This is a genomic window from Aquitalea magnusonii, assembly GCF_003202035.1.
In the GTDB taxonomy this organism is placed as follows: domain Bacteria; phylum Pseudomonadota; class Gammaproteobacteria; order Burkholderiales; family Chromobacteriaceae; genus Aquitalea; species Aquitalea magnusonii.
The window spans coordinates 55,894-73,378 of the sequence record NZ_QJKC01000008.1 but is presented as its reverse complement, the minus strand read 5'-3'; the positions used below and the strand labels follow the sequence as shown (position 1 = coordinate 73,378).

Sequence of the window (17,485 nt, the reverse complement as noted above, 5' to 3'; positions counted from 1 at the left end):
AGCGGGGCTAGACCACGCCGGCCTTGAGCAGGTCGTGCATGTGGATGGCGCCGGCCAGCTTGCCGTCGGCATCCACCACCAGCAGGCTGGTGATGCGCCGCTGCTCCATCAGGTGCACCGCCTCGGTGGCCAGTTTGCTGTACAGGATGGTTTGCGGGGCGGGGCTCATCACCTGGTCGATGTTCAGGTCGTAGATATTGCCGGAATGCTCCAGCGTGCGGCGCAGGTCACCATCGGTATAGATGCCGCAGATGACATTGTCTGTGCCGGCGATGGCCACCATGCCCAGCCGCTTGTGCGACATTTCCAGCAGGGCATCTTTCAGGGCGGTGCCGGGGGCGACGCGGGGCAGTTCTTCACCGCTGTGCATCAGGTCCTTGACGTGTACCAGCAGGCGGCGACCCAGGCTGCCACCCGGATGGGACAGGGCGAAGTCTTCCGGGCCGAACTGGCGTGCGTCCAGCAGGGTAACCGCCAGTGCATCGCCCAGTGCCATCTGTACCGTGGTGCTGGTGGTGGGGGCCAGGCCCAGTGGGCAGGCTTCCTTTTCTACCTGGGTGTCCAGCAGGATGTCGGCTTCCCGTCCCAGCGAGGAGGCCGGATTGCCGGTCATGGCGATCAGCACCAGGCCCTTGCGCTTGAGTGCGGGCAGCAGGGCGACTACTTCGCCGGATTCTCCGGAGTTGGACAGGGCGATGACCACATCCTGTGCGGTAATCATGCCCAGGTCGCCGTGGGCCGCCTCGGCCGGATGGACGAAGAAGGCCGGGCTGCCGGTGCTGGCCAGGGTGGCGGCGATCTTGCGGCCGACGTGGCCGGACTTGCCCATGCCGGTGACAACAATGCGGCCGGTACAGGCCAGAATGGCCTCGACCGCACGCAGAAAATCACCATTCAGGCGACGGGACAGGGCCAGGATTGCGTCGGCCTCGGTTTGCAGCACTTCGCGTGCCAGGTCGAGTGGCGACCTTGCTTGAGCTTTTTCCATGGGGGAAAGTATATCAAAGGTTATAATCGGCGGAGTCACAAGCTGGTGCATCTTTTGCTTGTCGGCTGATTAACAATCATTGCGCGCTAGCGTTTCAGCCCTGGTCATGGCTGTTTTTGCGCGGGGTCGGGCGTGGTCTGGCGTTCAGTCCGGCTGGCCTTGTCCGCATCATGTCCTTTTTTCCTTGCCCGGTTTTACAGGAGATTGTCGCACCAATGCATTCGCTTGCTCCCATTGTGCTGGTTCTGCTGGCCGCCGTCCTGTCCGTTACCCTGTGTCGCAGCCTGCGGGTGCCGCCGATGCTGGGTTATCTGGTGGTGGGCTTTCTGGCCGGCCCCGGCGTGACCAGCCTGATTCCGGATGGTGAGGAAACCCAGTTTCTTGGTGAGATCGGCATTGTCTTCATGATGTTTTCCATCGGGCTGGAGTTTTCCCTGCCCAAGCTGCGTGCCATGCGGCATCTGGTGTTTGGCCTGGGGCTGGCCCAGGTGCTGGCGACCATGCTGCTGATTGCGCTGGTGATGGGCTGGCTGTCCGGTTCGGCGCTGTCCGGCTTTGCCGTGGGGGGGGCGCTGGCCATGTCATCCACCGCCATTGTCAGCAAGCTGTTGACCGAACGGCTGGAGCTGAATCAGCAGCACGGCCAGCTGGCGATTGGCGTGCTGCTGTTCCAGGATATTGCGGTGGTTCCCTTGCTGATCCTGCTGCCGGCCTTTGCCGGCGGTAGCGAAACCTTGTGGATGGATCTGGGGCTGGCCGCCGTGAAGGTGGTGGTGGTGATGGCGCTGCTGCTGTTTTTCGGCCAGCGACTGGTGCGGCCATGGTTTCATCTGGTGGCGCGGCAGCGTTCGGGCGAGCTGTTCATGATCAATGTGTTGCTGATCACCCTGGGGGTGGCCTGGCTGACCGAGTTGTCCGGCCTGTCACTGGCGCTGGGGGCCTTTGTGGCCGGCATGCTGATTTCCGAAACCGAATACCGCTATCAGGTGGAGGAGGACATCAAGCCCTTCCGCGATATCCTGCTGGGCTTTTTCTTTGTCACCGTCGGCATGCGCCTGCAACTGTCGGTGCTGTTTGAGCGCTTTGGTGAAGTGGCGCTGATGCTGGGCCTGCTGCTGCTGGCCAAGCTGGGCATTGTCTTTGTGCTGGGGCGTTTGCTGCGCCACCAGCCCAATCATTCCATGCGGGCCGGCCTGGCGCTGGCGCAGGGGGGCGAGTTCGGTTTCGTGCTGCTGGCCTTGTCCGGCAACCTGGGCCTGATTGCCGAAAGCACCGAGCAGGCTGCCATTGCGGCCATCTTGCTGTCGATGCTGGTGGCGCCGTTCATGATCATGCATGGCGAGGCGATTACCCGCCGGCTGGTGAAGCAGGACTGGATGATGCAGGCCTTGAGCCTGCACCACCTGCTGGTGGAGAGCATGGGCAAGTCCGACCATGTGCTGATTTGCGGTTATGGCCGTAGCGGCCAGGCGCTGGCGCGTTTGCTGGAAACCGAGAGCATTCCGTTTTTTGCACTGGACATGGACCCGGAGCGGGTGCGCGAGGCCGGTGAGGCCGGCGACCCGGTGGTGTTCGGCGATGCCGGCAAGAAGGAAGTGCTGGTGGCCGGTGGCCTGATGCGTGCCAAGGTGGTGGTGGTGACTTTTGCCGATACCCATGCCGCCTTGCGCATTTTGCATACGGTACAGGCGGCCCGGCCGGATTTGCCGGTGATCGTGCGTACCGTGGACGACAGCGATATCGATTTGCTGCGCAAGGCCGGTGCCGATGAGGTGGTGGCCGAGGTGATGGAGGGCAGCCTGATGCTGGCCTCGCAGGCGCTGATGGTGCTGGGCGTGCCGCTGAACCGGGTGCTGCGCCGTATCCGCTCGGTGCGGGAAGAGCGTTACAACCTGTTTCGCGGCTTTTTCCGTGGTGCCAGCGATGATGCCGAAGGGCTGGACGAGGCGCTGGTGCCGCGTTTGCTCAGCATTCAGGCCTGCCCCGGCGCCCATGCCATCGGCCGGCCGCTGGGTGAGCTGCATCTGGAAGGGCTGGGGGTGGAGGTGAAGTCGGTGCGCCGCAACAGCATTCGCCGGCTGGACTTCGATGCCGATTTTGAAATCGATGCCAACGATGTGCTGGTGCTGCTGGGCACGCCGGAGCAGCTGGCGCTGGCCGAGGCGCGCATTCTGGAAGGCTGAGCCGCCGCTGCTGCCCGTCCATATCAACAAGGCCGTGTCATCGACACGGCCTTGTGCTTGTCTGCCCGGCCTGCCGGCTCAGGGCAGGATGGTGGTGATCTGCTTTTTCAGCTCCTGCTTCAGTGCCTGCTGCTTTTCGCCCTCGGTCTTCTTGCCCTTGACCATGGCGTTGAAGTCCAGCGCATATACCGGCGCATTGAGCGGGCCGGTAATCTTCAGCGGCACGTTGACCCCCTTGAGCCGGCTGAATTCCTGCGGATTGGCCTGTACATCCATGGTGTAGTCGACGATGTTCTGCGTCAGGTCCACCTTGCCCGAACCCTTGACATTGACCAGCTGTGAAGCCAGCTGCATGTTCTGGCTGCGGGCCACACCCTTGTCAAGGCGGAAGCCGGCCGACAGGGTGGAGAAGGTGGTTTTCTGATCGGCCTGGGCCTGGCTGTTCCACTCTTTCAGCTCGGCCGGCAGGTTTTTCAGTGCGGCAACCAGGTCGATGCCGGACAGCGCGCCCTTGTTCAGGCTGGTTTCCACCGTGCCGGTCAGGGTGTTGCGCAGGTCGAGGAAGGACTTGCCATCTGCGCTGATGTCAACCTGGCCATTGCCCTTGCCATCCAGCCGGCCGAAGTTGAACAGGTCGACCAGCAGCGGGCGGATGTTCATGTCCTTCAGCGTCTGCTTGACCTCCAGGTGTGGCGTATCGCGCCGTGCCAGCAGGATGTCGCCTTGCAAGCGGCCCTGGTAGATGTCGGCCGACATCTGGTCCAGCTCCAGTTCGCGCGGATTGACGCGCACGCTGGCGCTCAGGTTGTTCATGCGGAAGCGGCCCATGGCCAGTTCACCGATGGCGATCTTGCCGGTCAGGTCGAAGTAATCGAGCCAGTCCAGCGGAATCGGCTTGCTGTCCTGGAAGATGGCCACCGGATCGCCCTTGCTTTCCGGCAGGTAGCGGTTGAGGTCGAGCTTGCCCACCGACAAGGTGGCCTCATGACGCGGCTTCATCAGGCCAAACTGGCTGACTGTCACCGACAGGTCGGAGCCGTCCAGCTTGCCGGCCACGCGCAGATTCAGCCGCGGTTCGTCCAGGTCGCCGTCCAGCGCGCCTTGCATGCTGGAAAACAGCTTGCCGCGTGGCAGCAGCGGCGTGGTGAGCGTGGCGGTCATGTTCAGCGGCTGCAAGCGCAGCTGCTTCATGCCCATCAGCGCCAGCGGGGCGTCCAGCTTGAAGTTGAGCCGGGTGTCGCCGGCCTGCCAGTTGAAATCACCCTTGACCTTGTCCGCGGCCAGTCCGCCTTCGGTGAACTTGAGGTTGTCCAGGCCGGCATCCAGCTGGTACTGGCTGTGGGCATAGCTGAGCTTGCCGCCCAGATGGGCCGACGGCATGGTGATTTCATTGAAGCTGGCGTTCAGCTCCGGCACTTTCAGCTCCAGCTGGCTGCTGGGGCGCTCGCTGCTGAAGCTGAAACTGAGATCCTTGCCCGAGGTTTGCAGTGTGGCGAAATTCAGCTTGTACTGGCCGGTGGCGGCAAACTTGCTCTCGCCCAGGCCAGGCAGCTCGGACAGGGCAACGGCATCCACTTTTTCCAGGCTGACCTGGTCATCCTGAATGGTGAGCGGCGTGCTGATGGCCAGGCGGATGGGGCGTTTGCCATTACTGAGGATGGCAGCGGCGCTCAGGTTGGCGCTGCTGCGCAGATCGTCGGCATCCAGGCTGATGGTGTCCAGTTTCTGGTCATTGCCGGTCACGCGGTCGGAATAGACCAGCGTGCCTTCACGTACCAGCAGGCTGTCCAGCTTCATGCTGACATTGCCCGGCGCATGGCGCTGGAACAAGTCCATCACCGACAGCCGGCCATCGGCGGCACGGATGATGCTGGCGCTGACCCCATGCAGCTCCAGCGCCTTGATCTCGCGGTTGCCGGTCAGCAGCGGCAGCCAGGACAGATAGACGTCCAGCTGCTCTACCCGGGCAAAGGGCAGGCTGCTGCCCGGTTCGCTGATGGTGAGCTGGTGAATGCTGAGACCGGGGGAGGGAAACAGTGTGGGACTGATCTTGCCTTCCACCACCACCTGGCGCTGGGTATCGCGCAGCGAGGCGGCGAGGGTGGTACGGATCGACGCTTCATCGAAATTCCAGAAAATCAGTGCCTGGATGATGACAAACAGCGCCAGCAGCGTTGTTGCGCCGTAGACCGAGATACGAAGCCATAGCCGGCCGGAGTTCCATTTCATGAGTGCGTCTTCGGGGGGCTGATAGCGGCTATCAAAACAGCGTAGCGTCTCTGGGACCAGGCGCGCCGACGCAGACAGTACGAGGGTACGGCTAGGAGGCGCAACGCAGCGGCAAGGGTTTTGGTAGCGGCTCTAAGCTGGATGATGTCGTTTGCAAGCATGGTGTGGCTGACAGGGCTTGGCAGCCGCTTGCCCAAGTTTGGCGAAGCCAAAATATTACCGGGCAGCCGGCATTTGTAAAGCGTGAATTTTAGCATGCTTTGGCCGGCTGGCCGTATTCGGCTGGCCTGCCGAGGGAAATGGCCTGTTGCCGGGAATGGCAGGGTAATGTCGCAGCTGAATCCTGCTCAGCCTGGTGGCGGCTGCAACAACGGCGGCCATGGCGGCATCCTGCCGGCAGGGGCGGCGCGATGGCCGGCATGCGCCATGTGGTGGTGGCATGCCACGGCAGGGCGCCGTGCAGCAAACCGCAGCCCGGCCCGCCCACTCTTGCGCCAGCGAGCAAGTTGCGGCTGGCGGTGCTGTTACCGGCAGAAGTACCGGTGCCTGCCGGCGGTGATTTCAGCATTTTTGCCACGCGCTGGCGGCGGGAAAGTGGCGCGGGCTGTCAGCTTGTCCGGAGTCGTGCATTCACTTGATCTGCCGCAAATGCGCTTGCTACAGTGAAGCGCAGCATCCCATCCATAACAGTATTAGTAAATAATTATTTATGGATTGAAGGATGTGTACGATGACAAATTCCCTCATGCCGCTTAATGTCGGCAATACCGGCTTCATGCTGCTTTGTGCCAGCCTGGTCATGTTGATGACGCCTGGTCTGGCGTTCTTTTATGGTGGCCTGGTCGGCCGCAAGAATGTGCTGACCATCATGGCGCAAAGCTTCATGTCACTGGGCTGGACCACGGTGCTGTGGTTTGCCTTTGGCTATTCGATGTGCTTTGGCCCGACATGGCACGGCATCGTCGGCGACCCTACTTACTACGCCTTCATGCAGGGCGTTACCCTGCATACCATGTATACCGGCAACGATGCCGGTATTCCCTTGATCGTGCACGTGGCCTACCAGATGATGTTTGCTATCATCACCCCCGCGCTGATCACCGGAGCCTTCGCCAACCGGGTGACGGTGAAGGCATATTTCCTGTTTCTCACCGGCTGGCTGATTTTTGTCTATTTCCCCTTTGTCCATATGATATGGAGTCCTGATGGCCTGCTGGCCAAGTGGGGCGTACTGGACTTTGCCGGCGGCATCGTGGTGCATAACACCGCCGGCTTTGCCGCGCTGGCCTCCGTGCTGTATGTGGGACGACGCTCGGTGGTGGAAAACAAGCCGCACAATGTGCCGCTGATTGCCCTGGGTACCGGCCTGCTGTGGTTTGGCTGGTATGGCTTCAATGCCGGCTCGGAACTGCGGGTGGATTACATCACCGCATCGGCCTTCCTCAATACCGACGTAGCCGCCTCGTTTGCCGGCACGGCCTGGTTTTTCCTGGAGTGGTCGCATGCCCGTCAGCCCAAGTTCATCGGCCTGCTGACCGGCGCGGTGGCTGGCCTGGCCACGATTACCCCGGCGGCGGGCTATGTGTCGCTGGGTACGGCTGCCGTCATCGGCGTGATCGCCGCCGTGGTGTGCTACTACGCGGTGCAACTGAAAAACCGTCTGGGCTGGGATGATGCGCTGGATGTCTGGGGCGTGCACGGCGTGGGCGGCTTGCTGGGCACATTGCTGCTGGGGGTGTTTGCCAGCAAGGCCTGGAACCCGGCCGGGGCGGATGGCCTGTTGATGGGCAACCCGGATTTCCTGTGGAAACAGGTGGTGGCGGCAGTGGTGTCCGGTCTGTGGGCCTTCGGCTTTACCTACGGCATGCTGTGGCTGATCAACAAGATGACCCCGGTGCTGATTGACGAGCATACGCAGGAAACCGGGCTGGACCAGACCCTGCATGGCGAGGAAGCCTATAGCGGTTCACTGTGAACGGACTGCGCCCGCACAGCCCCCGCACAGCCCCCGCCTTGCGCTGTGGGGGCTGGTGCTGGGTCAGAAACCCCGGACATGCCCAAGAAAGCCCGAATCATTCCGGGCAAATTTGCATGCGGCCGCCGCGAGCCGTCAGCTCCAGCAAATTGCCCCTGCCAATGCCTTCTGCTTGATCTTTGTCATGCGTTTTTAGACGCAGTACGTTGGATAGGTAGAACTACATATCGATTTTTGAGAGAGTAAGGATATCAGCATGAATGCAGCTAAGAACATCCACTAAATGATGGAAGGCAACGAGTCTCCAGACCAAGTGCTGGTTCTGAAGGATTTGGTCATCGCTTTGCAACTGGAGAGGCTCTTCGATGTGCAGCAGCTATATGCGATCGATATCAGGTACTTCGATTTGGCGATTGATCTGCTCAATAGCGTGGCGCTTTGATCATTACATTGCCGCAAGAGGCAAGCTCATCGAATAATTTTTTGCTGAGACGATGCCGGGCTTGTTAGGTGCCAGCGCCGCCCGGTCTGCAGCGCCCGCCATTCTCAGGCACTCTTGAAATCCTGGAAATATTGCATCCCGTATACCAACGGCGATAGCGCATTGGCAAAGCCATGCCGCCGCTGCTGCTGGTAGAACATCTCGATGTCATCTTTAAATAATGCCATGCCGGTCTTTCCCCGGCGCAGACCAGATATCGACCAGACAAGAAAAAAGCCAACCGGCAACGGTTGGCTTTTTCTTTTGCAGATCAAGGATCTGCGGGAATTCGGTGTGGAGCGGGCGATGGGAATCGAACCCACGGCACAAGCTTGGGAAGCTTGGGTATTACCATTATACGACGCCCGCGAAGGGTGGCATTGTAACCGGCTTTTGCCTGGCTGGGTAGTTGCTTGTGCTGGATGGGGGCCGGGGAGGGAGACGGGGTGGTCTTGCAGTCAGCACATTACTGCTTTGTATGATCAAATTTTGCCTGGTAATGAGTTTTCCTTGCCGGTAAAAATGCCTGTTTTTGGGGTTTTTCCATTTGTATTTACGTGATCTGTCAATGTGTCATGGTGTTTTTGATCAAATTACCATTGAGCGCCGGCCGTGCTTGTCGCTAGACTGCGGTGGTCTGCAGGGCTGACCTGACAGGCTGCCGGGATTCGCCACCTCTCCCTGCCCGTCACTGTCCGCAGCGCGCATTGCCGCGGCTTGCATCACAGTGCCGCGCTGCGGGACGCCTGCCGAAGACCTGACGGTAAATCACGCTGTCTCCCGCTGCGGGGACAGGATTGCAGCAGCTTCGTATAAGGATCAGTGTCATGAGCACTCAACGTATTCATTCCTATTACAGTGCCACCATGCTTGGCGATACCGTTTACCCGCAGCTGGAGGGGGAGGTGCGGGTGGATGTGGTGGTGATTGGCGGTGGTTTTACCGGCCTGGCCAGTGCGCTGGAACTGGCCGAGCGCGGCAAGAAAGTGGCTTTGCTGGAGGCGCAGCGCATTGGCTGGGGACAGTCCGGCCGCAATGGCGGACAGGTCACCGGTAGCCTGTCGGGTGATGGGGCCATGCGCCGCCAGTTGGCGCGCCAGGTGGGGGAGCAGGCGGCAGACGATTTCATCTGGTTTTTGCGCTGGCGCGGCCATGACATCATTCGCCAGCGTATCGAGCGCTATGGTATCGCCTGCGACCTGAAGTTCGGCCACCTGCATACCGCCTACAAACCATCCCACATGGCGGAATTGCGCCGTGCTTTCGCCGAGGCGCAGCAGCATGGCATGGGCGATGCCGTCGAGCTGGTGGAGGCGGCCGAGCTGGGGCGCTTTCTGGATACGCCGCTGTATTTTGGTGGCATCTATAACCAGCGCTGCATGCATCTGCATCCTTTGAATCTCTGCCTGGGCGAGGCGCGGGCCTTGGCCAGCCTGGGTGGGCTGGTTTTCGAGAATTCGCCGGTACTGGAGATCTGCCACGGTGCCGTGCCGCTGGTGCGTACGGCCAGCGGCTGCATCCGTGCCGATCAGGTGCTGCTGGCGGGCGATGTCTACCATCAGCTGGAGCGTGCCAGGCTGGGGGGCATGATTTTCCCTGCCGCGGGCGGCATTGTGACCACCGAGCCGCTGGGGGCGCTGGCGCGCCAGCTCAATCCGCTGGATGTGGCGGTGTATGACTGCCGCTTTGTGCTGGACTACTACCGCATGACGGCCGATGGCCGGCTGCTGTTTGGCGGTGGTGCCAATTATTCGGGCAGGGCCTCGCGTGATATTGCCGCCGAATTGCGGCCCTGCATCGAGCGCACTTTTCCACAGCTCAAGGGAGTGAAGATCGACTACCAGTGGAGCTGCAATATGGGCATCGTCATCAACCGCATTCCACAGCTGGGCAAGCTGTCGCCCAATGTCTGGTATGCCCAGGGCTATTCCGGCCACGGGGTGGCCACCTCGCATATCGTGGGCGAGGTCATGGCCAGGGCCATTTGCGGCAGCATGGAGCAGTTTGATGTGTTCCAGCACTTCCGCCATATACGGCTGCCGCTGGGGGACAAGCTGGGGCAGAGCTTGCTGGCGCTGGGCATGTGGTACTACCAGCTGCTGGAAAAACTGCATTAAGCAGCAGTTTATCGTCTGCTGCGCATACAAAATCTGCACAAAATTTAGCTTGTTTAACCCTTGTTGTCAGGCGAGTATTCGGCACGATGCCCACGGAATAATCTGACTGTTGTGTGCCTGCTGGCGGGCAGTCGTGTCGAGTATGGAGGGATGGTGATGGCGGAAGAGGAATACGAAATCGCGGGCCTGCATGAAAAGCTGCTGGAGGAAGAGGCGGAAAAAGGCCAGCTGGCACAGAAGATTGCCTTGCTGACCGCGATTCTGGCGACCATCGGTGCGGTTTTCAGTTACCAGAGCGGCGCCAAGCAGAATGAGGCGCTGTTCCTGAAGAATCAGAGCATTCTCAAGCAGTCGGAGGCGGCGGATGCCTGGGGTTATTACCAGGCCAAATCGACCAAGGCGCATCTGGACCAGCTGGCGCTGGTGCTGGTGACCGATCCGGCGCAAAAGGCGCAGTTCCAGGCTGATCTGCAAAAGCAGGAAACACAGAAGCTGGAGCAACAGAAAAAAGCGGAAGCCTTGCAGGAAGAGTCGCGCAGGCTGAGCGAGGAATCGGAGCGCGTCTTGCGTCCGCACGAGCGCATGGCGCTGGCGATGACGCTGATCCAGATTGCCGTGGCCATGGCCTCCATCACGGTACTGACCCAGCGCCGCTGGCTGCTGGCGGTGTCGCTGTTGTCGGCACTGGGCGGTATCGGTCTGGCGGCGAGCAGCTGGTTTTGAGCCGCGGCAGGGGCGGTGTGTCATCCGCAATAACCCTGCTGCGTTGTAGACAATGACGGGTGCAGGGCAGGGGCCGGCATCCGGGTCGCTTGCCGGGCAAGCGGGGGCGGGTGTCGCCCAATAGTGAGAGAGGCATGGCTGTGCAACAAGACGAAGCCGGACAACACGCTCCGGCCGCGGTAGCGGACAGTGCCGGGCGCCAGCATGGCTGGTCGCAGCGGCTGGATTACTATCTGGATGTGATGGGCATGCGCGGCAAGGGCCTGCTGCTGCTGGGCGGCCTGCTGGCCAGCGGCTGGATCATGGCCGGCATTTACAAGGTGCAGCCGGACGAGCAGGGCGTGGTGCTGCGGCTGGGGCGCTGGGTGGATACCACCCAGCCCGGGCTGCATTATCACCTGCCATGGCCGATTGAAACCGTGCTGCTGCCCAAGGTCACCCAGATCAAGCAATTGAAGCTGGCCAATCTGTTTGACGGCGCTGCCACCGACTCCAGCGATCCGCGCGAAAAACAGATGCTGACCGGCGACGAAAACATCGTCGAGGCCGATTGCGCGGTGTTCTGGCGCATCAAGGATGCCGGACAGTTTTTGTTCAAGGTGAACAATCCGGAAACCTCGCTGCGCATTGCCGCGGAAAGCGCCATGCGCGAGGTGGTGTCGCGTACGCCGATCCAGGCGGTGATGTCCAACCGCCGCCAGCAGGTGGCCGAAGAAACCCGCGCCCTGCTGCAAAGCCGGCTGGATGAGGCCGAAAGCGGCATCATCGTCACCCAGGTGCAGTTGCAGCGGGTGGACCCGCCGGCGGCGGTGATCGATGCCTTCAATGATGTGCAGCGCGCCCGTGCCGACCAGGAACGCGCGCGCAACGAAGCCCAGGCTTACAGCAACGATATCCTGCCCAAGGCGCGTGGCGATGCCGCCCGCATCCTGCAGGAAGCGCAGGCCTATCAGAGCCAGGTGGTGAATCTGGCGCAAGGGGAGGCCAAGCGCTTTGATTCGGTTTACCAGAGCTATGCCCAGTCCAAGGATGTCACCGCCTGGCGGCTGTATCTGGACAGCATGGACGAAGTCTTGAAAAAGGCCAGCAAGGTGGTGGTGGATTCCTCCGGCAAGGCAGGCAATGGCGGCGTGCTGTCGCTGCTGCAATTGCAGGACAAGGACAAATCCAAGCCGGCGAAGGAGACCCGCTGATGGCCCGCTCATACAAAGGCGCCGGCCTGGTCGGCGCACTGGCAGTGTTGTGGCTGCTGTCGTCCTCCTTCTATACCCTCAGCGAGGGGCAGAAGGGGCTGATCATCCGGCTGGGGGCGCCCATCGACGTGGATGCCGAGCCCGGCCTCAAGTTCAAGCTGCCGCTGGTGGACAGCCTGCAGTTTTATGATGTGCGGCTGCAAACGCTGGCGCCGCCGCCGGAACAGATCATTCTGGGGGATGAAAAACGGCTGGAGGTGGAAACCTACACCCGCTACCGCATTGCCAATCCGCTGCGCTTCTACCAGGCGCTGCGCACGGAAGACCAGGCCCGCTTGCAGCTCACCCAGCTGGTCAGCACCTCGCTGCGGCGCGAACTGGGCAAGGTGCCGCTGAAGTCACTACTGTCGGAAGAGCGGACCCGCATCGTGCAGCAGATCCAGCAGGAAACCGCTACCCGCGCCCGTTCCTTGGGCATCGAAGTCACCGAAGTACGCCTGCACCGTGCCGACCTGCCGCTGGAAACCAGCCAGGCGATTTACGACCGCATGAAATCGGCGCGGCAGCAGGAGGCACGCGAACTGCGCGCCCAGGGCGGACAATGGGCGCAGGAAATCCAGGCCAAGGCCGATGGCGAACGCACGGTGATCCTGTCCGAGGCGCAGCGGCAGAGCGCCATCATTCATGGCGAGGCCGATGCCCAGGCCAACAAGGTGCTGGCGGCGGCCTTCAGCAAGGACCCCAAGTTCTACAAGTTTTACCGCTCGCTGCAGACTTACCGGCAGGCGCTGTCCGATTCGGCCCCCACCTTGCTGCTGACGCCGGATTCGGCGCTGCTGCATGACTTCCGCAACGGGCCGGCTACCGGCAAGCCATGAGCCAGCTGGTGCTACCGCAGTGGCTGTCTGCCGGCCGGCTGCGCCGTCTGGCGGCCACGCTGGGGCCGGGGCTGGTGGTGATGCTGGCCGATACCGATGCCGGCAGCGTGCTGACAGCGGCGCAGAGTGGTGCGCAATGGGGTTATCGCCTGTTGCTGCTGCAGTTCCTCATCATTCCGCTGCTGTTCATCGTGCAGGAGCTGACGGTGCGGCTGGCGCTGTCCACCGGCAAGGGCTACAGCGAGCTGATCCTGCAGCGCTTTGGCCGCTGCTGGGCCCAGCTGTCCTGCGCCGCGCTGGTGGCCAGCTGCTTTGGTGCGCTGCTGACCGAAATGAGCGGGCTGGCCGGTGTCGGCCAGCTTTACGGCGTGCCGGTATGGCAGAGCGTGGCGCTGGTGGCAGGGCTGATCCTGCTGATGGTGTGCAGCGGCAGCTACCGTGCGGTGGAACGCGTGGCCATGCTGTTTGGCGTGGCCGAGCTGGCCTTCCTCTACATGGCCTGGCAGGCCCGGCCCGACCTGCAGCATATCCGGCAGCAGGCGCTGGACATGCCGCTGCACGATGCCAGCTATCTCTACCTGCTGGCGGCCAATCTGGGCAGCAGCGTGATGCCGTGGACGGTGTTCTATCAGCAGTCGGCGCTGATCGACAAGGGACTGGACCTGCGCGACCTGCGCGCGGCGCGGCTGGATACCATGCTGGGGGCTGTGCTGTGCCAGCTGGTGACTGCGGCGGTGCTGATTGCCGCGGCTGCGGTGTTTGCCGGCCATGGCGGGGTGGTGCTGGATACCGTGCCGGAGCTGGCGGATGCCTTTGGCCGCGTGCTGGGGCCGCTGGCTGGCCGCTTGCTGTTTGCGCTGGCGCTCAGCGGCGGTGCGCTGGTGGCCACCATCGTGGTCTGTCTGTCGGCGGCCTGGGCGCTGGGGGAAATGCGCGGCACCCGTCATTCGCTGGAGCAGCATCCGCTGCAGGCCCCATGGTTCTACGGCGCCTTTGCCCTGTTGCTGCTGGCTGCCGCGCTGACGGTGGTGTTCAGCCACAGCCTGGTGCGGCTGTCCATTGCCACCGCCGTGCTCAATGCCGTGCTGCTGCCACTGGTACTGGGTTTTCTGTTCTGGCTGGCGCGCAGCGAGCTGCCGGCAGGGCTGCGGCTGCAGGGGCGTTATGCCGTGGCCGTGGGGATATTGTTTTTACTGACCGGCGGGCTGGGTTTGTACGCCGGGGTGACCGGGGCCTTGCATGGCTGAACCGGGCGCGCTTGTGCTGAATGAAAGGCTGTGATGGAGCTGGATGGTTTGATGCATGCGCTGGGCATGACGCTGCAAGTGTTTTTCCTCGACCTGATTCTCAGCGGCGACAATGCGCTGGTGATCGCGGTAGCCTGCCGCTCGCTGCCGCCGCACCTGATGCGCAAGGCGGTGCTGCTGGGCACCGGCTTTGCCATCCTGCTGCGGGTCTTGCTGACCACGGTGGTGGGTTTCCTGCTGCAAGTGCCCTTGCTGAAACTGCTGGGCGCGGCTTTGCTGATCAGCATTGCCATCAAGCTGCTGCTGGGCGATGACGACGGCGAGAGCCTTCCCGGCAGCGCTGCTGACAGCCGTCAGCTGTGGTCGGCGGTGTCGGTGGTGGTGATGGCCGATCTGGTACTCAGCCTGGACAATGTGGTGGCGCTGGCGGCGGCTGCGCAGGGCAGCGTGCTGTATCTGATACTCGGCCTGCTGTTCAGCGTGCCCTTGCTGATGTACGGCAGCCTGTTCATTGCCCGCCTGCTGAATGACATGCCGCTGCTGATTCCGCTGGGCGGCGCCCTGCTGGGCTGGGTGGCCGGCCAGATCGCGGTGAGCGATCCGCTGCTGGCCGACTGGGTGAATACCCAGGCCCCGGCCTTGCAAGTGGTGGTGCCGCTGCTGTGCGTGGTATTCGTGCTGGTGGAAAGCCGCATCATCCGCGAACGCGCAGCCCGTTTGACGCCGCCGCCGCCGCTGGGCTGGCTGGATGGCCTGATGGGCCGGCTGGCACGCATTGGCGAGGCGGGTGCCTCGCCGCAGGTGGTGCTGGCCAGCCCTGCCGCTGTAGCGCCGCCGCCCGATGTTGAACAGGCCGGGCGGCTCGCCGAAGCCACCGAAGCCGCCGGGTCTGCCGGCGCGGCCATGGTCGATGGGCAGCCTGCCGCGGCCCCGCCCGCAACGGTCACCCCCGCAGCCGCTGGCGCAGCGCCGCAGCAGAGGGCCGAACGCAGCCCTGCCGCTGCCGGGCCGGCCTCCATCCCGCCCGCTGCCGCCGTGCCGCGGGCAAGAGCGCCGCGCCAGGATGGCCTGCTGTCTTCGCCGCGCATGGCCCTGCTGGTGAAGCTGCTGCTGGGGCTTGCCGCGCTGGTTAGCATCTGCGCGCTGGGCTGGCTGTTGTTCCACCTGCTCAGCCAGGGCTTTTTGCCGACGCCGGCGCCCAGCGCCAAACTGAAACACTGATGGCCGGCAGCCCGGACCAGGGACAAGTGGCTGGGCAAAGCTGCCGCCATTGTTTACAGTCGGGGGCTGCCGCATTCTTGTCCGCCCGCCCTTAGCGGGGTGGCGGCTTTCGAGGTCGATCCGCATGTACCGTTATCTGTCTGCCGGCTTGTTGCTGGCCCTCGCCGGCTGCGCCAGCAGCGTGGCCCCCCTTCCGGCACCGGTGGTGACACCGGCCGTGCGCCCGGCGCCGATGCCCGAGCCGCAAACCCTGCTGCCCGCTCCGCCGCCGGCCGCGCTCCCGCCAGCAGCCCCCGCCAGTGCGCCGCTGAGCAAGCCGGTGCCGGCTCCGCTGCTGCCCGCCTACAATAACGAGCAGGAAGGCGCCGCCCTGCTGGAGCGCCTGCTGCCGCGCGGCATTCCCGCCCGCCGTGAGTGGCACGGCGACATCATGACCGCCTTTAGCCATTTGAAGATTCCCTATGCACCGCAGTATTTCTGCGCGGTGCTGGCGGTGGCCGAGCAGGAGTCCGGCTTTAATCCGGACCCGGTGGTGCCGAATCTGTCCAAGATCGTCTGGGGGCAGATCGAGGAGCGGCGGCAGAAGTACTTCATTCCCTCGCTGGTGGTGGATGCCGCCATGCTGAAGAAGTCGCCCAATGGCCAGAGCTACAAGGAACGGGTGAATGCGCTGCGCACCAAGAAGCAGATGAATGCCTTGTACGAAGACATGATCCGCGAGCTGCCCTTTGGCCAGACCATCTTCGAACACAAAAACCCCATCCGTGATGGCGGGCCGATGCAGGTGAGCGTGGCCTTTGCCGAAACCCAGGTGCGCGCCTGGCCCTATCCCTACAGCTACAGCAGCCTGCGCGACGAAGTGTTCAGCCTGCGCGGCAGCGTCTATTTCGGCAGCGCCATCCTGCTGCAATATCCCATCAGCTATCCTGACATGGTCTACCGCTTTGCCGACTACAATGCCGGCCGCTACGCCAGCCGCAATGCGGCTTTCCAGCTGGCGGTGCAGCGCCTGTCCGGACAGAAGCTGGCGCTGGATGGCGACATCATGTTGTACAGCGACAAGATGAACCGCGTGTTGTCCGGTGCCACCAGCGACACCCAGCGTGCGCTGAATGGTCTGGCCGGTCGCTTGCGCATGAGCCCGGACGAGATGGCGCGTGATCTGCGCCAGGAAAAGCTGTCCGGCTTCAGCCAGACCGAGCTGTACAAGCGGGTGTTTGCGCTGGCCGACCAGTCCGGCAAGGCCGTGCCGCGCCAGATCATTCCGCAGATCGTGCTGGTCAGCCCCAAGTTCACCCACCAGCTCACCACCGAGTGGTTTGCCCGCCGGGTGGATGGTCGCTATCAGAGCTGCATGGCGCGCGGGGGATTTCATTAGGCAAGCGCTACATCCCGTGCCGTAAGGACGGCGGGATGATGGCCAGGCCGCCGGCCACTGGCGGCGGCACAGCAGGGGCACTCGGGGAAGCGTGAGCATGGTAAAGCCACAAACATGGCTGGCCGGTGTGGCGGTCCTGCTGCTGGCGTTGTCGGCAGCGGCCGGCGAGCTGGTGGTGCTGGTGGATGACAGCACCGAAATGCCGCAGGCCAATATCGTCAACGGGCAGCTGCAGGACGGTCTGCATCGCGATATCGGGCTGGAACTGGCGGCGCATCTGCGGCTGGGGGTGCGCTTCAGGGTATTGCCGCGCAAGCGGCTGACGGCGGCGCTGGAGCAAGGGCAGGGTGATGTCCTGTGCCTGTCGCTGCCGCAGTGGATGCCGGCGCCCACGCTGCGCTGGAGCCGGCCCTTCCTCGATAACCAGGACTTGTTGCTCAGCAGCAGGCTGGCGGCACCGCGTAGCCAGCTGGGCGATGTGGCCGGGCAGCCGGTAGGCACCGTACTGGGTTTTGCCTATCCGGAAATGCTGCAGCAACTGGGCAGCGGCTTTGTGCGCGATGACGCCCACAGCATGGTCGACAGCCTGCGCAAGCTGGCGGCCGGCCGGGTCCAGCATGTGGTGACCAACCGGCTGTATCTGGATTACCAGCTGGCGCATGGCTTGCGCTTGCCGCCGCTGCAGCCGGCGCTGGTGATCAGCCAGTATCGCAACCGCTGCGCCCTGTCACCACGCAGCCTGATCACCCGCAGCGAACTGGACCGGGCGCTGGCCGCCATGCAGCAAGAAGGTGTGTTCCAGCGCATGCTGCGCCATTACCGCTGACGCAGCCGCTGCCGGCTGCCAGTGGGCAGGCAGCCGGGCCAGGGCA

At 63.0% G+C, this 17,485-nt stretch carries 14 protein-coding genes and 1 tRNA gene; 11 read left to right on the top strand and 4 right to left on the bottom strand.

Annotation, left to right across the window (positions count from 1 at the left end):
- Positions 1-7: 7 nt before the first annotated feature.
- The gene (locus DFR38_RS10015; protein ID WP_059287318.1) at positions 8-988 is read right to left on the bottom strand and encodes a KpsF/GutQ family sugar-phosphate isomerase; all 981 of its coding nucleotides are present in this window, start codon (positions 986-988) and stop codon (positions 8-10) included.
- 215 nt (positions 989-1,203) lie between these two features.
- Here DFR38_RS10015 and DFR38_RS10010 point away from each other — a divergent pair, with 215 nt between their 5' ends.
- Complete coding sequence (locus DFR38_RS10010; RefSeq protein WP_110313351.1) at positions 1,204-3,171, top strand: monovalent cation:proton antiporter family protein; 1,968 nt, start codon at positions 1,204-1,206, stop codon at positions 3,169-3,171.
- 78 nt (positions 3,172-3,249) lie between these two features.
- Here DFR38_RS10010 and DFR38_RS10005 read toward each other — a convergent pair whose 3' ends face one another.
- Complete coding sequence (locus DFR38_RS10005; RefSeq protein WP_059287317.1) at positions 3,250-5,400, bottom strand: AsmA family protein; 2,151 nt, start codon at positions 5,398-5,400, stop codon at positions 3,250-3,252.
- A 730-nt stretch (positions 5,401-6,130) separates the two neighbouring features.
- Here DFR38_RS10005 and DFR38_RS10000 point away from each other — a divergent pair.
- Both DFR38_RS10000 and DFR38_RS21230 read left to right on the top strand, forming a co-directional pair.
- On the top strand, positions 6,131-7,375 hold the full coding sequence (locus DFR38_RS10000) for an ammonium transporter (RefSeq protein ID WP_211310751.1): 1,245 nt from the start codon (positions 6,131-6,133) through the stop codon (positions 7,373-7,375).
- Between the two features lie 283 nt (positions 7,376-7,658).
- Complete coding sequence (locus DFR38_RS21230) at positions 7,659-7,817, top strand: hypothetical protein (protein WP_158527724.1); 159 nt, start codon at positions 7,659-7,661, stop codon at positions 7,815-7,817.
- A 104-nt stretch (positions 7,818-7,921) separates the two neighbouring features.
- Here DFR38_RS21230 and DFR38_RS21725 read toward each other — a convergent pair whose 3' ends face one another.
- Positions 7,922-8,044, bottom strand: a complete 123-nt coding sequence (locus tag DFR38_RS21725; RefSeq protein ID WP_280523845.1) for a hypothetical protein — start codon at positions 8,042-8,044, stop codon at positions 7,922-7,924.
- A gap of 107 nt (positions 8,045-8,151) precedes the next feature.
- Positions 8,152-8,225 (bottom strand) — tRNA-Gly (locus tag DFR38_RS09995).
- Between the two features lie 458 nt (positions 8,226-8,683).
- Between DFR38_RS09995 and DFR38_RS09990 the strand changes: the two genes are divergently transcribed.
- The 8 genes from DFR38_RS09990 to DFR38_RS09955 all read left to right on the top strand — a co-directional run bounded on the left by DFR38_RS09990 (position 8,684) and on the right by DFR38_RS09955 (position 17,439).
- Entirely contained in the window at positions 8,684-9,973 is a 1,290-nt protein-coding gene (locus DFR38_RS09990; protein ID WP_059284366.1) for an NAD(P)/FAD-dependent oxidoreductase, read from the top strand.
- Positions 9,974-10,129: 156 nt separating this feature from the next.
- On the top strand, positions 10,130-10,696 hold the full coding sequence (locus tag DFR38_RS09985) for a DUF4337 domain-containing protein (protein ID WP_158527723.1): 567 nt from the start codon (positions 10,130-10,132) through the stop codon (positions 10,694-10,696).
- Between the two features lie 134 nt (positions 10,697-10,830).
- Positions 10,831-11,889, top strand: coding sequence for an FtsH protease activity modulator HflK (hflK, locus tag DFR38_RS09980; protein ID WP_082693228.1), 1,059 nt, complete (start codon positions 10,831-10,833; stop codon positions 11,887-11,889).
- Positions 11,889-12,767 (top strand): protease modulator HflC, encoded by an 879-nt coding sequence (hflC, locus tag DFR38_RS09975; protein WP_059284368.1) that lies wholly within the window; start codon positions 11,889-11,891, stop codon positions 12,765-12,767. The genes hflK and hflC overlap by 1 nt, the downstream gene beginning before the upstream one ends.
- Positions 12,764-14,014, top strand: a complete 1,251-nt coding sequence (locus tag DFR38_RS09970) for an NRAMP family divalent metal transporter (RefSeq protein ID WP_199051996.1) — start codon at positions 12,764-12,766, stop codon at positions 14,012-14,014. The genes hflC and DFR38_RS09970 overlap by 4 nt, the downstream gene beginning before the upstream one ends.
- Before the next feature lie 33 nt (positions 14,015-14,047).
- Positions 14,048-15,235, top strand: coding sequence for a YjbE family putative metal transport protein (locus DFR38_RS21435; protein ID WP_110313349.1), 1,188 nt, complete (start codon positions 14,048-14,050; stop codon positions 15,233-15,235).
- 124 nt (positions 15,236-15,359) lie between these two features.
- Entirely contained in the window at positions 15,360-16,613 is a 1,254-nt protein-coding gene (locus tag DFR38_RS09960; protein WP_110313348.1) for a DUF1615 domain-containing protein, read from the top strand.
- 97 nt (positions 16,614-16,710) lie between these two features.
- A complete protein-coding gene (locus tag DFR38_RS09955; protein ID WP_059287616.1) occupies positions 16,711-17,439 on the top strand; it encodes a substrate-binding periplasmic protein in 729 nt (242 codons plus the stop codon).
- The last annotated feature ends 46 nt before the right edge of the window (positions 17,440-17,485 follow it).